The organism is Rhizobium mongolense subsp. loessense (assembly GCF_900099775.1).
GTDB lineage: Bacteria > Pseudomonadota > Alphaproteobacteria > Rhizobiales > Rhizobiaceae > Rhizobium > Rhizobium loessense.
The window spans coordinates 21,755-39,564 of the sequence record NZ_FMTM01000005.1 but is presented as its reverse complement, the minus strand read 5'-3'; the positions used below and the strand labels follow the sequence as shown (position 1 = coordinate 39,564).

The 17,810-nt window shown below is 58.8% G+C and carries 18 protein-coding genes; 9 read left to right on the top strand and 9 right to left on the bottom strand.

The features are described from left to right. Positions 1 to 301 precede the first annotated feature (301 nt). From BLP23_RS17590 to BLP23_RS17580, 3 genes are all read right to left on the bottom strand, one after another. On the bottom strand, positions 302 to 1,588 hold the full coding sequence (locus tag BLP23_RS17590; RefSeq protein WP_092586179.1) for a type II toxin-antitoxin system HipA family toxin: 1,287 nt from the start codon (positions 1,586 to 1,588) through the stop codon (positions 302 to 304). Next, positions 1,588 to 1,938, bottom strand: coding sequence for a helix-turn-helix transcriptional regulator (locus BLP23_RS17585; protein WP_092586178.1), 351 nt, complete (start codon positions 1,936 to 1,938; stop codon positions 1,588 to 1,590). Before BLP23_RS17585 ends, BLP23_RS17590 begins: the two co-directional genes overlap by 1 nt. Positions 1,939 to 2,703: 765 nt before the next feature. Continuing rightward, complete coding sequence (locus BLP23_RS17580) at positions 2,704 to 3,627, bottom strand: AraC family transcriptional regulator (RefSeq protein WP_092586470.1); 924 nt, start codon at positions 3,625 to 3,627, stop codon at positions 2,704 to 2,706. Positions 3,628 to 3,789: 162 nt separating this feature from the next. Here BLP23_RS17580 and BLP23_RS17575 point away from each other — a divergent pair, with 162 nt between their 5' ends. The 6 genes from BLP23_RS17575 (at position 3,790) to BLP23_RS17550 (ending at position 9,531) form a co-directional block, all read left to right on the top strand. Then, positions 3,790 to 5,103, top strand: coding sequence for an MFS transporter (locus tag BLP23_RS17575; RefSeq protein ID WP_092586177.1), 1,314 nt, complete (start codon positions 3,790 to 3,792; stop codon positions 5,101 to 5,103). 54 nt (positions 5,104 to 5,157) lie between these two features. After that, positions 5,158 to 6,009 (top strand): SDR family oxidoreductase, encoded by an 852-nt coding sequence (locus BLP23_RS17570; RefSeq protein ID WP_092586176.1) that lies wholly within the window; start codon positions 5,158 to 5,160, stop codon positions 6,007 to 6,009. A 70-nt stretch (positions 6,010 to 6,079) separates the two neighbouring features. Continuing rightward, a complete protein-coding gene (locus tag BLP23_RS17565; RefSeq protein WP_092586469.1) occupies positions 6,080 to 7,165 on the top strand; it encodes an aldo/keto reductase in 1,086 nt (361 codons plus the stop codon). Between the two features lie 105 nt (positions 7,166 to 7,270). Next, a complete protein-coding gene (locus BLP23_RS17560; RefSeq protein ID WP_092586468.1) occupies positions 7,271 to 8,254 on the top strand; it encodes an oxidoreductase in 984 nt (327 codons plus the stop codon). Positions 8,255 to 8,257: 3 nt separating this feature from the next. Continuing rightward, entirely contained in the window at positions 8,258 to 8,896 is a 639-nt protein-coding gene (locus tag BLP23_RS17555; protein ID WP_092586175.1) for a DedA family protein, read from the top strand. Further along, entirely contained in the window at positions 8,893 to 9,531 is a 639-nt protein-coding gene (locus tag BLP23_RS17550) for a class I SAM-dependent methyltransferase (protein WP_092586174.1), read from the top strand. The genes BLP23_RS17555 and BLP23_RS17550 overlap by 4 nt, the downstream gene beginning before the upstream one ends. A 107-nt stretch (positions 9,532 to 9,638) precedes the next feature. Here the strand turns inward: BLP23_RS17550 and BLP23_RS17545 are convergent, their stop codons facing one another. Further along, positions 9,639 to 10,319, bottom strand: coding sequence for a TetR/AcrR family transcriptional regulator (locus BLP23_RS17545; RefSeq protein WP_233426749.1), 681 nt, complete (start codon positions 10,317 to 10,319; stop codon positions 9,639 to 9,641). A gap of 79 nt (positions 10,320 to 10,398) precedes the next feature. Here BLP23_RS17545 and BLP23_RS17540 point away from each other — a divergent pair, with 79 nt between their 5' ends. After that, positions 10,399 to 11,139 carry an SDR family NAD(P)-dependent oxidoreductase gene (locus BLP23_RS17540; protein WP_092586172.1) on the top strand — a complete coding sequence of 247 codons (741 nt, stop codon included), beginning with the start codon at positions 10,399 to 10,401 and terminating at the stop codon, positions 11,137 to 11,139. Positions 11,140 to 11,326: 187 nt separating this feature from the next. On the opposite strand, the gene BLP23_RS17535 is transcribed toward BLP23_RS17540, so the two are convergent. From BLP23_RS17535 to BLP23_RS17525, 3 genes are read right to left on the bottom strand one after another with little or no spacing between them, the layout of a single operon-like run. After that, a complete protein-coding gene (locus BLP23_RS17535; protein ID WP_092586171.1) occupies positions 11,327 to 11,911 on the bottom strand; it encodes a dioxygenase family protein in 585 nt (194 codons plus the stop codon). Between the two features lie 54 nt (positions 11,912 to 11,965). Beyond that, positions 11,966 to 13,048: an aldo/keto reductase gene (locus BLP23_RS17530; RefSeq protein ID WP_092586170.1), complete on the bottom strand. Its 1,083-nt coding sequence runs from the start codon at positions 13,046 to 13,048 to the stop codon at positions 11,966 to 11,968. 25 nt (positions 13,049 to 13,073) lie between these two features. Next, positions 13,074 to 14,066, bottom strand: a complete 993-nt coding sequence (locus BLP23_RS17525; protein WP_092586169.1) for an MBL fold metallo-hydrolase — start codon at positions 14,064 to 14,066, stop codon at positions 13,074 to 13,076. Between the two features lie 166 nt (positions 14,067 to 14,232). Here BLP23_RS17525 and BLP23_RS17520 point away from each other — a divergent pair, with 166 nt between their 5' ends. Then, positions 14,233 to 15,174 (top strand): LysR family transcriptional regulator, encoded by a 942-nt coding sequence (locus tag BLP23_RS17520; RefSeq protein WP_092586168.1) that lies wholly within the window; start codon positions 14,233 to 14,235, stop codon positions 15,172 to 15,174. Between the two features lie 19 nt (positions 15,175 to 15,193). Here the strand turns inward: BLP23_RS17520 and BLP23_RS17515 are convergent, their stop codons facing one another. Then, positions 15,194 to 15,607 carry a winged helix-turn-helix transcriptional regulator gene (locus BLP23_RS17515; protein ID WP_092586467.1) on the bottom strand — a complete coding sequence of 138 codons (414 nt, stop codon included), beginning with the start codon at positions 15,605 to 15,607 and terminating at the stop codon, positions 15,194 to 15,196. Between the two features lie 124 nt (positions 15,608 to 15,731). Here BLP23_RS17515 and BLP23_RS17510 point away from each other — a divergent pair, with 124 nt between their 5' ends. Further along, on the top strand, positions 15,732 to 16,643 hold the full coding sequence (locus BLP23_RS17510; RefSeq protein WP_092586167.1) for an NmrA/HSCARG family protein: 912 nt from the start codon (positions 15,732 to 15,734) through the stop codon (positions 16,641 to 16,643). Positions 16,644 to 16,787: 144 nt separating this feature from the next. Here BLP23_RS17510 and BLP23_RS17505 read toward each other — a convergent pair whose 3' ends face one another. Beyond that, positions 16,788 to 17,765 (bottom strand): MBL fold metallo-hydrolase, encoded by a 978-nt coding sequence (locus tag BLP23_RS17505; protein ID WP_092586166.1) that lies wholly within the window; start codon positions 17,763 to 17,765, stop codon positions 16,788 to 16,790. Between the last annotated feature and the right edge of the window lie 45 nt (positions 17,766 to 17,810).

Genomic DNA, 17,810 nt, shown 5'->3' with positions numbered 1-17,810 from the left:
AAACATGTAAAGCCAAGATCGCATATATTTCACCTCATTGGAGCAGCCTGGCGATCTGCGTAAGAGGCAGAGCTGACAGCTGTGTGAACAAGAGTGAAATTTGCGCAACCTAGGACCAAGGCCTTACGCCCGGAACAACGGCTCGGCTCGTTCGCTTCTTGTGCCCGAACGCAAAAAGCTCCTCGACGCTTACGCGGAGGAGCTTCTATGACGTGTCTCAATATCTTCTGTGTTTTGTAAGCGTTGGTTGCGGGCGGCACGCAAACCATCGTTGCGCAACACGCAGGCTTCGCCGGCGGGTCTAGCCCCTCACCTCGCGAACGAGCTGGAGCGTCGACAGCCGATCCATGATTAGCTTCGCCCATTCCTCGCCTAAGAACTCGGTGGCGCGGTCTGGCCATAGTTCGAGGGCGCGCGCGACGGTGGATCTGACTTCATCAACGATCCATTTCGGATCGACGCGCAAGAAGCTCGCGACCCGTTCGAAGCGACGCAGATTCACATTCTCGAAATTATGAGTCCCGACAAAGCGTAGCGCCATTGTATCCCCCGACATGAACAGGACTGTCGGGACGATATCATAGGCTGGCGAGAGGCGTATTTGGCCGGGCTCGGGAAACCAGAATGACCAGTTCTTGAGATGATTGTCGCCATTTCCAAGCAGCACATCCGCGACAACGCGGCGTACCGCCTCCAGAATATCGTCTCGGTGATCGGTGCTGAAGCGACGCACCATATTGAGGACGGTCTCTGTCGTGGCCATCGTATATTTGCGATCTCCGACCGCACCGATGATCTGTCCGGCATCCTCGATGTGGAGGCGCTCGCCGGCAGGCGTTCGATCGAAGCGATCAACGACCAGGACGCTTTTGCCGTGCTCGAGGAAGTGAGCGGATACGCTTACCACCGCGTCGCGCGAGACAAGGCGACATTTGGCAGTATGAACGCCGATCATTTCCGCCAGGCGCATGGCGCCATATTCTGCTTCCGGCAGGCCGGGAAATCGCTCGCTCGCGACCTTAATGATGCAGCGGCCAGTATCGCCCCTGCCCGGTGCCGTGAGGCGATCGCCGTCGGGATTGGCGGTGAACTTGAGCTGGATGCCGGCCAGGGAGAATTTCACGGCGCCCTCCGGCAACGGCGCCTGGAAGCCCGCGACCGTCTCCATCTCAAACGGACCTATCGAGGGCGGCACGCCGGTTTCTGGAGTGATCAGGACTGCTCCCGGCAGGTCGGCACCAAGCCGAGTTACGACGTCGAATTGATCATGGTCCCCGGGTCCCATTTCATTGAGAACCAGTTCGCGAAGGGCGCCCTCAGGCAGCAATCCGGCAAACCATGGAGGCAATGTTCCATGCAGACCGATCTTGTCTCCGCGATAGGCAAGCCGGGCACGGGTGTTTTTATCGCTGTCCGGATCATACCAGCCGAGGCTCAGGTTAGGGCGCTGGGTGTCTCTGAGATACGGTTCTGCAACCGAGAACACGACGCCTCCATCCCCGTCTCGTGTCAATGTGCCGACCCGGACCGGCCCACGCGCATAATCGAGAAGATGGACGCCAAGGATAGCGGGCTCTTTTTTCGGCATCAGCGTTCGCCCTCATCCTCGGCGCCGAGATCGACGAACAATTCGTCGAAAGCCGTGCGGCCGGGTTGCGCGCGTCGCTCCTCTTTGTCGGTCTCACTGACCAAGGCACGGACTTCAAGGGCGCGAGAGCGGGGAACGAGAACGGGAACAAGATCAAGCGCATCGCATATCTCGGCGAATAGAGTGAGCCGATCGCGGCCCGATCGGTCACCGCTCAGGTCGCGCTCAAGTTCGGAGATCCGCGCTCGATCTCGCCCGACCCGCATGGCCAGTTGTGGTTGACTCAGGCCGCGTCGGACCCGGGCTTCGTGCAGTTGCGTGCCGAGGATATTGAAAATCGTGTGCGCCATGCGGAATACCGCTCTTTGATGGTAGATATGCGGAATTCCGCTACATTATTCAGGGGACGAATGCAAGCGGAATTCCGCTCGCTCGCGTTCGATAGAGCGGGATAGCGCACGGAATTGGTTCAGTGCAGGTCATCAAATTCGATGATTTCGAGCAGGTGCCAATTGGTCGGTTACGAAACATAAAGAGTTCCTCGACACCTACGCGGAGGAGCTTTTTTGAACGCAGAAAGGGCTGCGAGGCTGCGAGTTTTCCTCGGAGCCCTGAGCTATTGCCGCGTCGGCAACAAAAAAGCCGCCCGTTTGGGCGCCTCAGACCGCTGACAAACCCGTCGATATTTTCGGCGGGTTTGTCAGCGGTCTGAGGGCTCCGATTTATCTCGGAGCCCATTGAATTGGTATGGAATTTGGTTGCGGGGGCCTGATTGCACCGAGACTTGTACCTTACAGGTAATTTTCACAGCTGCGGCGTCATCCCTGCATCGGATCAAAGAGGCCTCTCGACCGCCGCGTTATAAAGTCGATCGACGCGTTTTGACCAATGCGCAAGAACCAAGCTTCGGAAGTGTCCGGCGCAGCTTCGGGCAACAACGCTTTTGTCAGAACGTCCTGATGTCCTCGCCAGATACATCGACCTACGATCTCGTTTTTCATCCTGCGCCAGTTGGATATGGCTCTTGCCTGTCTGGACCGATTGGGCCTAGGAACCAGAGGTGTCGGCTCAGCTCGACCCGTTTGCACCTTAGCCGCAACCGCTTCCTGTTGAGATCACGCGGATCGAATGGTGCGGCTCGCATATTCACTGTGGAGGCGCTGTTGGTTTAGAGCATCCTGTTTAGGCGCGATTCCAAAAGTTCTTGAATACTCTCGGCTGAATTGCGACGCACTCTCATACCCGACCTTGTACGCAGCTTCGGCAACATTGGCGGCTTTCGTGACCATGAGGCGGCGCGCCTCCAACAGCCGTAGTTGCTTCTGGAATTGGAGCGGCGTCATCGAGGTCAGTGCCTTGAAGTGCTGGTGAAACGAAGACGGGCTCATCCGCGCAACATCGGCCAACTGATCGACGCGCAAAGTTTCCGCGAAGTTGGTGTGCAAAAGGGATACGGCCCTTACCACACGTTCGATGTTTGACTCCGGACAGGCAAGTTTGCAGATCTCGCCGCCATGCGGGCCGCTCAACAGCCAATAGCAAATCTCGCGCACGATCGAAGGCGCCAGGATCGGAATCGCCTTCGGAGTTGCCAGAAGTCGAACCAGGCGGAGAATGCAATCGGCTAGTGGTTGATCCACTTTGGCGATAAAAGCGCAAGGACCGGTCGTGTCCGACTGCGCTGGCGGTATATCCAATTGTTCGAGGACTTCCCGCACGGTTGCCACGTCGAAATCGACCATGACGCCGACATAAGGCGTTCCAGCACTGGCCTCCACGATCCTTCCGGTCGCCGGGACGCCGACACTGACGACCAAGCACTCCATGCTGCGGTAGTTGAGATGTTCATCGCCAAACTGCAACTCCTTCGCCCCTTCCAGCACGACGCATAGCGACGGCCGATAGATGTTGCGCATAGGCATCATCGACTGAAACGAGCGGACGATATTGAAGCCTTCTATGGCCGTCGGGAACAGGCCTTGCCCGCCACCTTGGTCTTCGATGTAGGCGGTGACGGCAGAGAGCAATGGCGTATTCAAGCGGGGCTCCGGTTGCTTCAGGGGCCACGGCAAGACGTGGCTCCTCGCCGGCATCATCGCCTCTCCTGCAGGAATAGGCAAGTTTCTTGAAGGTTCGGGCATTCTGGTCATTGGACACTCCATCTAGCTTAAGGGTGCAACCAAGCGAGGAGTGACCCCAAGATGACAGAAATTGTCGCCCGGTCAATAGACGCGTCAGAGACACGAGCGCCGCCCATTGCCTCCAGCCGGGAATACGCAAGAGGCCTGCGAATGGCCGCCATATGCATCGTGCTTCTCCTGGTCAACGCGTTCTCACAGATCGATCGAATACTGCCGTTTATCCTGGCCGAAAAAATCAAAACGGACCTGTCGCTGACCGACACCGAGGTAGGCCTACTCACCGGGCTTGCGTTCGCGGTTTGCTACGCACTTCTCTCATTGCCGCTTGCCCGTGCAGCAGATCGGGGATCACCCCGGTTCGTACTGGTGTCCTGCGTCCTGGTCTGGAGTGTCATGACCACACTCGGTGGTTTTGCAGCCAGTTTCATGTTCCTGGCCCTCACACGCTTCGGTGTCGCATTCGGAGAGGCTGGCGCCGTCCCGGCTGGCCATGCTCTCATCGTCCGCAAAATCGGACCTGAGCGGCGCGGTCTTGCAATCGGTCTGTTCGCAATGGGTATCCCCCTAGGCACGATGGTGGGGTTTGCGGCAGGCGGCGCGATTGCGGATGTCTTCGGCTGGCGCGTCGTTTTGATCGGTGCTGGAGCCATCGGCATCTTGATCGGATTGTTGACCATTCTTGTTGCCGGCCCCACCCCTCCGCTTCCAGGTACAGCCTCTCGCGACGAACCCTTTCTGCGAACCAGCCTTGACCTGTTGTCGTCCCCGGTGTTCCGCTGGTTGTTCACCGGCGCCGTTTTCCTGGGCTTCGCAGGAGCGCCTTTTTATGCCTTCTCCATGCCTTTTCTGATCCGCACCCACGGTTTTACCGCGACAGAGGTCGGTGTTTCGTTCGGCATGTTGCAAGGATTGATGGGGATCATCGGTACATTGGGCGGTGGACGCTGGTTTGATTTTGCTGTTCGCTCAGGCTCCGGCAAGGTGCTCGACCCGCCGGCAATTCTGTTCCTGATCGCCAGTGTAACGACAACTGCGGCGCTGTTTGCACCGACCGGCTGGATGTCCATTGCGCTCTTCGTGCCCGGAATGCTGTCATTTTCATTCATGTTGCCCTGGGGCTTCGGAGCCGCGCATCTGATCGCCGGTCCTGGACGTCAGGCACAGGCGACCAGCCTCGTCATGATCGGAAGCGGCCTCCTCGGCCCCGCACTTGGCCCTCTGATCGTTGGCGTTGTCAGCGATGCTGCCAGCGCAGCCGATATTTCAAACGGCCTCGGCCTCGGCTTGTTGATCGTGCCTTTCTCGACCGTCCTGGCAGGCATCACTCTCCTCATTGCAAACCAAAGAGTTGGCGCCTTGCTTCGCCAACCCTGACCGCAAACCGCCGTTGCAGGCTGAACCATTCGAAACTTCTTAGGAGATGTTCCAATGTCCAACACAGACAATTCCCGGCGCACATTCCTCGCCCTCGCGGCAGCCGTGCCATCCGCTATCGCCATGAGCGGCATCGCATCGGCCCAATCGTCCGATACTGGCGCTATCGCCCAACCAAGTGACAAGCGTGGCGCGATCGTTACCGGCTCTTCCCGCGGCATTGGTGCAGCCACCGCCCGGCGTCTGGCGCGGGATGGTTTCGCCGTGACTGTGAACTACCTTACCAATCGCGAGTTTGCCGAGCAGGTCGTTCGCGATATCGAGACCGCTGGCGGCCGTGCCATCGTTCGCCAGGCAGATGTGGCGGATCCGGCTGCCGTCAACGCACTTTTCGACGCTAATGACGAAGCCTTCGGTGGCGTCGATATCGTCGTCAATAATGCCGGCATCATGAACGTCGGTCCTTTCAGTCAGATGACCGACGAGGCCTTTGACCGGATGATGGCCACCAATATCAAAGGGAGCTTTAACGTGCTGCGCGAGGCGTCACGACGCGTCCGCGATGGTGGCCGGATCATCAGCCTGAGCTCAAGTATCATCAAAATGAGTCCTCCCGGCACGGCAGCCTATGCCGCAACCAAGGCGGCGCAGGAGATCTACTCCAGCGTTCTTGCCAAGGAGTTGGGCGGTCGCAACATTTCGGTCAATGCGATATCGCCAGGCGCCGTCGATACCCAACTCTTGCGTCAGCACGGGGAAGAGGCGCTTCGCGGCATACCGGAAGCAACCCCGCTTCGTCGGCTGGGCCAGCCAGAGGATATCGCAAATGTCATAGGCCTTCTCTGCTCGCAGGACGGGGCGTGGATCGATGGTCAAAACGTCTTCGCGAATGGCGGAATCGCCTGATGATGCCCGCTGCGGCGTACATGCGCCGCAGCGGGTTCGCAACCGGACCCTCTCTCAGGACACGCTCGTCATGAAATACATCACATTAGGAAACACGGGCCTTTTTGTCTCGGAGCTGTGCCTGGGCACCATGACGTTCGGCGGCAAGGGGATCTGGGCTAATATGGGTAACGTCCAGCAAGACGACGCTCAGGCTCTGATCGCCCGCGCACTTGAGCACGGGATCAACTTTATCGATACCGCCGACATCTATTCAAATGGCGTATCGGAAGAGATGATCGGTAGATCACTCAAAAACCTGGGTGTCCGACGAGAGGACGTGGTTATCGCAACCAAGGTCTGCGGGCCCATGGGCCAAGGGCCAAACGACGCCGGCAATTCCCGGGGCCACATCTTGGATAGCGTCAAGGCCAGTCTAAGGCGACTACAGGTCGATTACATCGATCTCTACCAGCTTCATAACGTCGATAACATAACTCCGATCGAGGAAAGCCTTGCTGCGTTGGATGCGCTGGTCCAGCAGGGTCTGGTTCGTTATGTCGGCGTGTCGAACTGGTCGGCCTGGCAGATGGCGCGGGCGCTGGGCCACAGCGAGCGCCTTCAGATCGCGAAGATCGCCACCTCGCAAAACTACTACACCCTCGCAGGCCGCGATATCGAGCGGGAAATCGTTCCGCTCATCAAGGCCGAAAGACTCGGTCTTCTGGTTTGGAGCCCGCTTGCAGGCGGGCTGCTTAGCGGCAAGTTCGGCCGCGACAAGCAGGGCGAGGAAGGTAGCCGGCGGACAACTTTCGATTTTCCGCCGGTCGCCATGGATCGAGCTTATGACGTGATCGATGTGATGGAACGCATCGGCGCCGACAAGGGTGTCAGCGTTGCAAGGATTGCGCTGGCGTGGCTGCTGCACCAGCCGCACGTCACAAGCGTCATCGTCGGTGCGAAGACGATCGCTCAGCTCGATGACAGTGTCGGAGCTTCGGAAGTCACGCTCAGTGCGGATGAGGTCATCGAATTGGAGGCTGTCAGTAAGATCGCTCCGGAATATCCGGCCTGGATGCAGCGAACGCGCGAGGTCGCGGCAAGGCCGCCCCTCGGCGAAGTATCGCCGCCATCGAATAGGCTCGGACCCGGAAGCGCCCCGGCTCCGGATCCGTGAAAGGTCGCCTCACCCCATGGCGACCTTCTGTCCGCCGAAGACGTGTCCCGAACAATGCGTCTTCGGCGGGCGATCTTGCCCCACCAGAAACAAAAGGATTTGATGATGTCACAACCGTGGACACTTGACGATATGCCGTCTCAAAAGGGCCGGACGATCCTGATCACCGGAACCGGCGGTCTGGGCTTCGAAGACGCGCTTGCGCTGGCCCGAGCCGGTGGCGACGTGATTATCGCAGGGCGCAATCCGACGAAAGGTGCCGACGCTATTCGGCGCATCAAGGAAAAGGCGCCCCAGGCATCGGTCGCACTGGAGACTGTTGACCTCGCTGACCTCGCGTCGATCGAAGCTCTGGCCACAAGACTGAAAGAAACGCGCGACCATATCGACGTTCTTATCAACAACGCTGGCGTCATGACGCCGCCAGCGCGAAAGACGACCAAGGATGGATTCGAGCTGCAGTTCGGCACCAACTATCTCGGCCATTTTGCTCTGACGGGCTACCTCCTGCCGTTGCTCATGCGGGCACAAGACCCGCGCGTCGTGACGCTTTCCAGCATTGCTGTGCGAGGCGCAAACGTCGCGATCAACTTCGACGATCTGCAAGCGGAGCGGGGCTATAAGCCCATGCCTGTCTACGGTCAGTCGAAGCTGGCATGTCTGATGTTTGCTTTCGAACTGCAACGACGGAGCGAAGAAGCGGGCTGGGGTATTACCAGTATCGCAGCACACCCGGGAATATCGCGCACAGATCTGCTTCACAACGGCCCCGGTCGCCGCAGCGCTCAAGGCCTCCTCAGGTCGTTCATGTGGTTTCTGTTCCAGCCGGTTTCGCAAGGCGCGCTGCCGACCTTGTTCGCGGCGACATCTCCAAAAGCCCGTGGCGGCAGCTATTACGGCCCCGATAAACTGGGCGAAACCCGTGGACACCCGACAGAAGCGCAGCTCCCGCGACAGGCGCTGGAGAAGCATGTGGCGCATAAGCTGTGGGAGATTTCGGAAAGGCTGACGGGGATATCGTTCGATGCACAAGTTCCTCCTCCCGAGCTCTCCGGTCTGGACGCGACAACGATCAGACGGGAGGGGTGAGATATGGACCCGCTCGGAAACCTTGTCGACTGGATTGCGGTATACGGCATATTCGGGCTGTTTGCGATCGGGCTGGCGGAACGCTTCTTGCCTGCCCTCCCCTCCTATGGGGTTCTCGTTGCCATAGGCATTGCGGCCGATGACGATGTCTGGTCCCTCCACACCGCTGTCATCGCGACTACGGTCGGGAGTTTTATGGGCGCCCTCGGTCTCTATCTTCTCGTACGCGCTGTCGGAAGAAAAAGGTCTGTAGGGCTTCTCCACTCGGCCGGCAGATGGGTGGGTCTATCCCAGCCACGCATCGACTGGACATTGTCCTCCCTGCGTGCCCGGGAACGAGCGCTCACGATCCTGTCGCAACTCATTCCCACCGTGCGGTTGATCTCGCCCGTAGCGGCCGGGCTTTTAGGCACGAATACGCTGCGGTTTGTATCCGGCATAGCAGTCGGCATCGTTCTGTGGAACGGCTTGTTCATCGCGGCCGGCTACCTGGCTGTGCTGGCCATTCCTGGCATCAATTCGTCCGCGCTCGCCCTGAAAATACTGGTCCTGCTTGTTGTCGCGGAAGTACTCGCAGCCTTGGTGTGGCGGCTTCAGCGAGGATATTCGATGCGCCTGAATCCGGGAGCCAGCAAGCGATGACGAATAGGACTGCTGATGCGCTTTTGTTTTTTCGAGCGTGGCTTTCCGCTCCCCTCCGGGTCGCCTCCGTTACACCGTCAGGGCGTGCGCTGTCTTCTCTCATGACAGCCGAGATATCTGCGGAGAAGGGCACAGTCATTGAACTGGGCCCGGGGACAGGCGTTTTCACACAGGCCTTGCTGCATCAAGGTGTCGCTGAAGAAAACCTCGTGCTGATCGAATATGGCGCTGACTTCGCGACGCAGCTTAGCCTTCGTTTTCCGACTGCAAGAATCATTGAGATGGATGCTGCCAAATTGAGCAAGGTGTCGCTGCAAGCATTGGCGCCTGTAGGTGCCGTCGTAAGTGGCCTTCCTCTTCTGTCGATGTCGACGCGTAAAGTGCATGCTATCCTGGAGGGCGCATTTTCGCATCTTCGCTATGGTGGAGCATTCTACCAATTCACTTACGGCCCGAAATGTCCGATCGCCAGACCCTTGCTTGACCGTCTGGGCCTGAAGGCAACGTATATCGGATGCACCCTCGCCAATATTCCACCCGCGGCCGTCTATCGCATCAGTCGACGAAGACCGCGCAGGGCATTCGAACCGGCGCATCAGGATCTGTTGTTCGATGGTCAGAAAAATCCATCCTAGCCAGCAGCAGCTCGACCTGCATGGCTATTCTTGTTCCGGCTGAATCCGGCAGGCACCGGACATTCCATCACAGCCCGACGCGTTCCTTCAGCACTCGGCCAAAGAGTTCAAGCCTTGCCCTGCATCCTGTGATCGATGTTGCCGGTGATATTGTCCCAGCCGGAAAGCGCAATTTCCGCCACAGCGTGCAGTTCGGCGCGGTCCGCTCCATCGCGGGCGCGGATTGCCATGCCGCTTTGGACTGTCTGCACGAACCTCGCCAGTTTGGTCGTATCTGCCGTGGCCTTTAGATCACCGTCGTTCTTCGCTCGGTCGAAGCGCGCTTTGAGGAGATCGAAACCCCCTGCACGAGTCACTCGCATGAGTTCGCCCAGTTCGGAGTGTCCTTCGCTGCCTACAGCGGCGAGCGTTGCCATGCACCCGTGGGGCAGATCGCAATCTCCACCGGTCATGGCGATGGCGGAATCCTGAAGAAATACCAGCGCTGCGTCTCTCGCGGTCGAAGCAGCCCTGAAGCGCGTCCAGACCAACCCCTCGTAGGTCGTGTAGTAATATCGGAGGGCCTCCGCATAGAGTGCGTCCTTTGAGCCGAAGGCTGCATAGAGGCTCTTCGTGCCGATCCCCATCGCTTCCGTTAGATCTGCGATGGAGGCAGCCTCATAACCCTTGATCCAGAACAGTCTTGTCGCGGCGGCAAGCGCAGCCTGGCGGTCGAATTCCCGCGGTCGGCCGCGTGAGCGGTGGGTCGGCTCTGAATGCTCTGGAGAGGTCAAAACGTAATTTTGCATCGACCACTGCATAAATCCGTTGACGGCAATTTGCAATGACCCTACCTATTTATGCATCGATCACTGCATAAAGGTAACAATGATGGAATTGCTGGGAAAACGTGCCTTGGTGAATGGCGGCTCGAGGGGAATAGGCGCCGCGATCGCAATTGCGCTGGCTGAGAATGGCGCGGATGTCGCGTTCACCTATCAGCGCTCCGCAGACAGGGCTGCATCGGTCGTTCAGACTATCGAGGAAAAAGGCCGGCGTGGGCTTGCCATTCAGGCCGACAGCGCCGACCCGGATGCCATCCGTCGCGCCGTCAGCCAGACGGTCGGCACACTTGGAGGGCTTGATATTCTAATCAACAGCGCAGGCATCGGAACCGCCGGCATGACCGCGGATCTGGCACTCGCCGACCTGCAGGCCATGCTTGATGTGAACGTTCGTGCGCCCGTCCTGTTCTCACAGGCGGCGATCCCGCATCTCTCATCGGGGAGCCGGATCATCTCTATCGGCTCCTCCCTGGCGGAGCGTGTGCCTTTCCCGGGTGTGACGGCTTATGCCATGTCGAAGTCGGCGCTTCTGTCGTTCACGCGGGGCCTTTCGCGCGAACTCGGGCCTCAGGGCATCACCGTCAATCTTGTTCTTCCCGGTTCAACGGACACGGACATGAACCCGGCCAATGGCGAGAATGCTGATTATCAGCGCAGCCTCACGTCGCTCGGCCGGTTTGGCGAGCCCCGTGAAGTCGCCAGCGCGGTGGCGTTTCTGGCCGGTCCGGCTGCAAGTCTGATTACCGGTGCGGTTCTCAGTGTGGACGCCGGCTTCAACGCCTGATTTGCCCTTCGCGTTGTCCGGACGTCGTGCTTTACGGCGTCCCGCAGCCGATTTTCAATAGCGGCCGTAAGATGCGTTGAGAGCGATTTGTATCTGTCAACTGCGCAAATGGGCGGAATGCACGTCAACGCAAGTTGAGAAAGTCGTAGGGCGATTAAACCCTCTCCTCTCCCGCCGCCTTCCTTGGTCAGATCACGAAATCAAACCGTCCGAACTTTCCGTCACCGGTTTGCTTCATGTCGAGGAGTAGCGCCTCGTGAAACAGCCCGTCTCCGGCGTTTCTGGGCTCTCCGGGAAAATAGAGTTGGGTGGTGAGGACGCGCCCACCTGGGCGCTGGGCGTTGAAATGGAAATGACGCGTGCGGCCGGGATAAAGCGCGGGTACGATGGTATTGAACCACCAGCGTCCGTGGGTGTCGGTGAACTGGTGTCCGCGCAGGCGGAAACCCACGCTGTCGTAGTCACCGTTCTCATCGGCGTGCCAGATTTCAACGAGGCTGCCGCCAAGCGGTCGGCAACGATTGTCGAGCACGAAACCGGCGACGGTAATTCGCTCGCCTCCGGGCGCATCCGGATAGAGATCCCGATTGAGCGGCGAGTGTGGCCTGAAGAATGGACCGGCTTCCCGTTCAAGGGTCGGTTCGTCTCCATCGTCACATGCAAGAGTAAGCGGGAGTTCGGGAGCGGCCTGCGCGAACGCCTTCATTCTCGCCACGTCGATGAGAGGCAGCGTCAGAAAGGCCGTCAGAAGCGAGCGTCTCGTGGAAAGCAAAGTCGGTCTCCCAGTGATTTGTTCTAAGGTGATGGCGGATTAATCGAGGCGGCGTTACCGCAGGCGCTGCGCGGCATTCGCCTGTGCCTCTCGGATCAGGCCGGAATACATATTCTCTTTGCCGGGATACCACGGCATCGTGCCGATGGAGCCGAAGCCGGGAATCGTTTCCATATGTGCGACCATGCGGGCACGCATGCGCTCGTCCGGAAGCGGGCCTGTCATCGCCTGGACATTATCACTCATGTGGTCGGGGTTCGACGTGCCGCAGAGCACGCTTGTGACGGCCGGGTGCGCCATGACCCATTTCAGGAAGAATTGCGCCCAGCTCGTCGCGCCGAACTCCTCGGCGAAACCGGGAAGCGGCTGTCCTTCGACGATTTTCATCAGGCGCGCCTTTTCAAGCGGCAGGTTGATGAGCACGCCGACGCCCTTGTCGGCCGCGGCTCGAAGAAGGCGGCGCTCGGCATCCCGGTTGAAGATCGAGTAGTTCGTCTGGATAAAATCGACGTCGTCGCGTTGGACGATCGCCAATAGCTGGTCCTGCGCTGCCGACTCGTGATGGGTCACGCCGACATGGCGTATGAGGCCTTCTTTCTTCCATGCCCTCATCAGCGGAATGACGACCGGCGCATTGGTGATGCTGTGGCATTGCATGAGATTGATCGTTTCACGCCATGTTCGCATGCGCGATTGCCGGAAGCTTTCAACGGCGTGGCTTTCGTCTCCGAGATACTCTCCTGTCGACCAGACCTTGTTGGCGAGGAACATCTCGTCGGACCCTTCGAACTCGCCCATGAACTGGCCGACACTGACTTCTGCCGAGCCGTAGAGTGGCGACGTGTCGACGACGCGACCGCCTGCGGCGACGTACCGTTCGAAGACCTGGCGCAGAGCGTCGCGGCGATCCCCGGGCTTCAGGTCGAAGGTTAGGAAAGTGCCGAGACCCAGAGCTGTGACCCTTTCGCCGGTACGCGGCAAGGTGCGGGTCAGCACGTCCGGGCTTGATCCAGTGGCTGGCGACACCACATTCGTTTTCTGGGTTTGCGCCGCAGCGTTGGTGGCAAGTGCCAGCCCTGTCGCCGCCGCACTTATCGTGCCAAGGAAGCTGCGTCTGTTGATCTTTGACTGGTCCATGAGATCGCTCCTGTTTCGTTAGCCGTCAGAACTGCCAATTGGCTGGTACCCAGGCGTAGCCACCATCGGTCTTGAGCATCCGACCAAGACCGGGGAATGGATAGTGGAAGCCAAGCACGGGCATGCGCTCTGCAGCGGCCCTGTCGAAGATGCGCCGGCGGGAAGATAAGGCCGTCTCCTTGTCGCGGTCCGGGCCCGGAAGCCAGGGCCTGTCGATGTTGACAACAGGGTGATAAGCAAGGTCTGCGGTCAGTAGCAACTGGTCGCTCCCGGAATGGACAAGGAAGGTCGCCATGCCCGGCGTGTGCCCGGATGCGACGATGGTCGTCAGACCCGGCACGATCTCGGCGCCGGCTTCATAAAGTTCGACATCGTTCATGAACGGCTCGAGGCTGTTCTTGATGTTTGCGGCGAAGCGCAGACGGAATTCCTCCGGCACCGGCATGTAGGAGAGATCCGGATCGGTGCGGACGAAAAAGTCCCAGTCGGCCTTCGGAACGAAGACCGTGGCGCGGGGAAAGGCCTTGCCACCGTCTGCGGTTCTCAGATTGCCGACATGGTCGGGATGGGTGTGGGAGATGACGATCGCATCGATGTCCGCGGCATCGAGACCGATTGCCGCGAGGTTATCGAAGATGCGCCCGCCATTCGGGCCCATGGTCTTGCCGGCTCCGGCTTCGATCAGAATCCGCCGGCCACCGGTTTCGATTAGCAGCGTGTTGAGGTTGAGCGTCATATGGTCGGTCGGAAGAAATGCTTGCCGCAGGACCTCCTGAAGCTCGGCTTCCGGCGCGTTGCTTGCATAGACGCGGGGCGGGCCACCAATCACACCATCGCTCAAGACAGTCGCACTTATTTCGCCGACGCGGAAGCGGTAGTGACCGGCATTGCCGGCCACCGGGGACGCGGCCTGGGCGTTGGCTCTGCCGGAGCCACCCAGGCTTGGGATGAGCATGCTCGATGCGCCTGCGACAGCGGACAGCATGATAGCACGTCTGTTGAGGGTGAAGGCATTCATCGGTCTTCCCTTCTACGTTGGACACTCTTCATTGGCTTGGCTGGTCGAACTGCCCGCTAAAGGAAGCAGATCGAGCACGGCGATAAGCTCTAAGCTCACCATGACATGGGGCGATTGATCTGATAACCTGCGGTAAGTTTATCAGCTTGATTAGAGAAACTTCCCAATGGACCCTATTCGTCTGGATAGCTTCGATGTGTTCGTGGCCATCGTGCGCTGTGGCGGTTTCCGCGCAGCTGCGCACGAGCGAGGGATCTCATCATCGGCGTTAAGCCAAACAATGAACGCTCTGGAGGAGGCTCTGGGTATCCGGCTTCTTAATCGAACGACGAGGAGCGTGTCCCCGACGGAGGCTGGACAACGTCTTCTCGAACGTCTGGCACCCGCGTTGAGCGACATCAGGCTCGCAATCGCAGAGGTCGACGAATTGCGTGATAGCCCATCCGGAACTCTTAGGATCAACGCGCCGGCACCGGCCGTCGATCATTTTCTCTGCCCGCTGGTATTCGACTTCATGGATGCTTATTCCGAGGTGAAGATCGAGATCATCAGCGATGCGGCCGTCATCGATATCGTGGAACAGGGTTTCGATGCCGGCGTCAGGTTCGGCAAGCAGCTGGCCCAGGACATGATTGCGCTGCCGCTTGGACCCGCACTTCGTTATGCAATCATAGCTTCACCTGACTATATCAATAGGTGCGGACAGCCGCAGACGCCGCACGAACTCGTTGATCACGACTGTATAAGACGCCGTTTCCCTGGTGGCACGCTCGTCACCTGGCGCTTTGACGAGGGAACCGAAGAGATCGAAGTCACTCCAACTGGACGCTTGACGGTGAGTTCTGCACACAACGAACTGCAAGCTGCACTAGCGGGCAGAGGAATCGCCCATGTCTTCGATGACTACGCCAAGCCGTATATCCAAACCGGCCGGCTGGTGGAGCTTCTCTGCGACTGGAGCCCCACCTTGCCGCACTGGTTTCTATACTACCCCAGCCGCCGCCTCCCGAGCGCAGCCATGCGTGCGTTTCTCGATTACATGAGGAGCTATCACTGGAAGGCGAAGGATGCCCTCGACCTAAAGCGATTTGACCAGCAGCTTGCGTAGAAGCAGATCGGAGCTTCTTCTAAATCCGGCGTTGTTCGGCCGCATCGAACTCGCTACGCGACGCTTCGATGTCTTGCCATGTGTCGCGGATCCAGTCCGTGAATCCCGCAAGCGGCTTGAGCATCGATTTTCCGCGATCGGTCAGCTCATATTCAACGCGTGGTGGCAGTTCGGTGTAATAGTGCCGTGCGACGAGCCCATCCCTCTCAAGATTGCGAAGAGTAAGCGTCAGCATACGCTGCGAGATATCGGGAATGCCGCGTCGAAGGGCGCCGAACCGCATCGGTGCATCGGGGGAAAGTGAAAGCATCGAGATGACAAGGATCGTCCATTTGTCGCCAAGGCGAGCCAGCACGCTGCCCGGGGCGCAAGGTGTCAAAACCGGTCCCCGCGGAGTTTCAATCACAGGTCGTCCATTTATCTCGCGTGGCATTACATCTCCTGCATTCACTTCCATTGGTTATCTTCGTGTGCCCGAGGACCAAAATTGTGCCGTCTTGCGCGCTTTTTCCAATTGTTCCACATGGTAACTGCGTAAGTTACCAAGGAGAACTAACATGTCAAATACGCCGGAGTTTCTCGTGTTCGGAGCGACAGGCCAGCAAGGGGGAGCGGTGACACGGGCACTGCGCGAAGCTGGCCGGGAGGTTCGCGCCTTCGTTCGTGACCCCTATAGCGAAAAGGCCAAGTCACTCGCCGCGCACGGCGTCAGTCTGGTGGTGGGTGGCTTGTTCGATCGCGCATCGATCGACCGCGCGATGACCGGAATACGTGGCGTTTTCAGCGTGCAGACGAGCTCCCCATCCGGTTTGCTTACAGATGAACAGGAAGTTGAGCAGGGCAAGTCTGTCGTTGACAGCGCGGTGTCCAATGGAGTTGCTCATCTTGTGTATTCCTCAACCGGAGCGGCGGGGAAGGGCCATACTGGGATGGGTCATTTCGACAGCAAGTCTCGCATCGAGGACTACGTTCGCAGCTTGCCAATCGCCACGACAATCACCCGCCCCGCTAGCTTCATGGAGATGATGATGCTCCCCGGAATGGGTTTGAACACCGGAGTCTTCACATATTTCATGCAGCCGGACCAGTCGATGCAGATGATAGCGCTCCATGACCTCGGGCGCATCAACGCGCAGATCCTTTGCCAGCCAGACCTCCATGCCGGCCGGGTGATAGAACTGTCGGGACAAGACATCACAGGCAAGGATCTGCAAGACACCTTCTCACGTGCGGCAGGCCGCCCTATTCACTACCAGCGGTTTTCCGAGGAATTGCTGAGCGAGAATAACTTTCTGAAACGGCTGACTGCTCTCGTCGATAACGGCGTGGTCGCAGGGATCGCAGACATCGCTGCCCTCGAACGTGAGTTCGGACCCATGTTGAGGGTGGAACAGTGGCTTTCCGGTCCAGGAAAAACGTTGTTCGAAAACGCACTCAGCGCTGAACCGTCAAGTATCGGATTAAGATGACGCGTGAAACAGCAGGAGGGGTCCTTCCCTCCTGCGGCGGCGAGTAGGCCCAGCTGCCCTCTCCCAATCGCGCCATGCGTACGTTTCTCGACCATATGAAGAATTACGATTGGCAGGCCAAGGAGTAACTCGTTCTTGCCGACGTCATATAAGGAATTGATAGCTCACCGGCACGAAACGGAAACCTGTGCCGAGCGGCTCGACATAGCCGGCCGACGGATGAGGCATGTGATAGCCAATAAACGGGATTTTCTCGGCAGCCAGCATACCGAATATCCTTCTGCGACTGCTGCCAGCGGCGCCTTTGTCCATGTCGAAAAAAACTTCCCAATCCGGCTTCTGCAGAGAGGCAACGAAATGGTTTGCCGTATCTCCCGTCAGCAGCAGTCTGCGGCCGGCCGATTCTAGTAAGAATGCCATGTGACCCGGCGTGTGTCCGGCGGCCGCCATGCTTGTAACACCCGGCGCTATCGATACATCAGCGGAAATGAAGGTCATTTTCTCCCTGAGGGGCAGGACCTTTCTCTGAATGGCGGTCGCATGCATGGCGGCCGACGTTCCTGCAAAGTCAGATGAAGTCCAGAAGTCCCATTCCGCTCGGCCGACGACATATCGTGCCCGGCTGAACGCCGGACGATCGCCTTCCATGAGCCCGTTGACGTGATCGGCATGCAGATGAGAGATCGCCACGATTGTTACGTCGGACAACGCATGGCCCGATGCCGCGATGCGGCTCGCCAGTTGCCCGGTTCCAAACTCCCTGCCCTCCGGCCCGTTGCCGGTGTCGAATAGGATGAGGTCCGTCCCTGTGTTCACAAGCACCGGGTTGAATTGCCCGACCATACGATTCGACGGCAGGAAGTTCGCCTCCATCAGAGACCGGACCTCACCGGCATCCCGATCGGCGCCGAAGGTCGGATGAGGTCCGTCAAATGTCCGCATGTCATCCAGGATGACGGTGATCTCAAATTCACCCAGCATGAAGCGGTAAAAACCGGTGTTGGTGATGTCCGATTTCGGTGGAGCGGCCGCGAAGGCAGCGCATGTCATGATCTGAGGCGTTGAAAGCGCCAGCGCGGTTACGGCTCCTGCCCTGAACATGGAACGGCGATTGAAAAGCATGGCTCTTTCCTCCGGATAGCTCAACTTCGTTTTTGGTCATGGTCG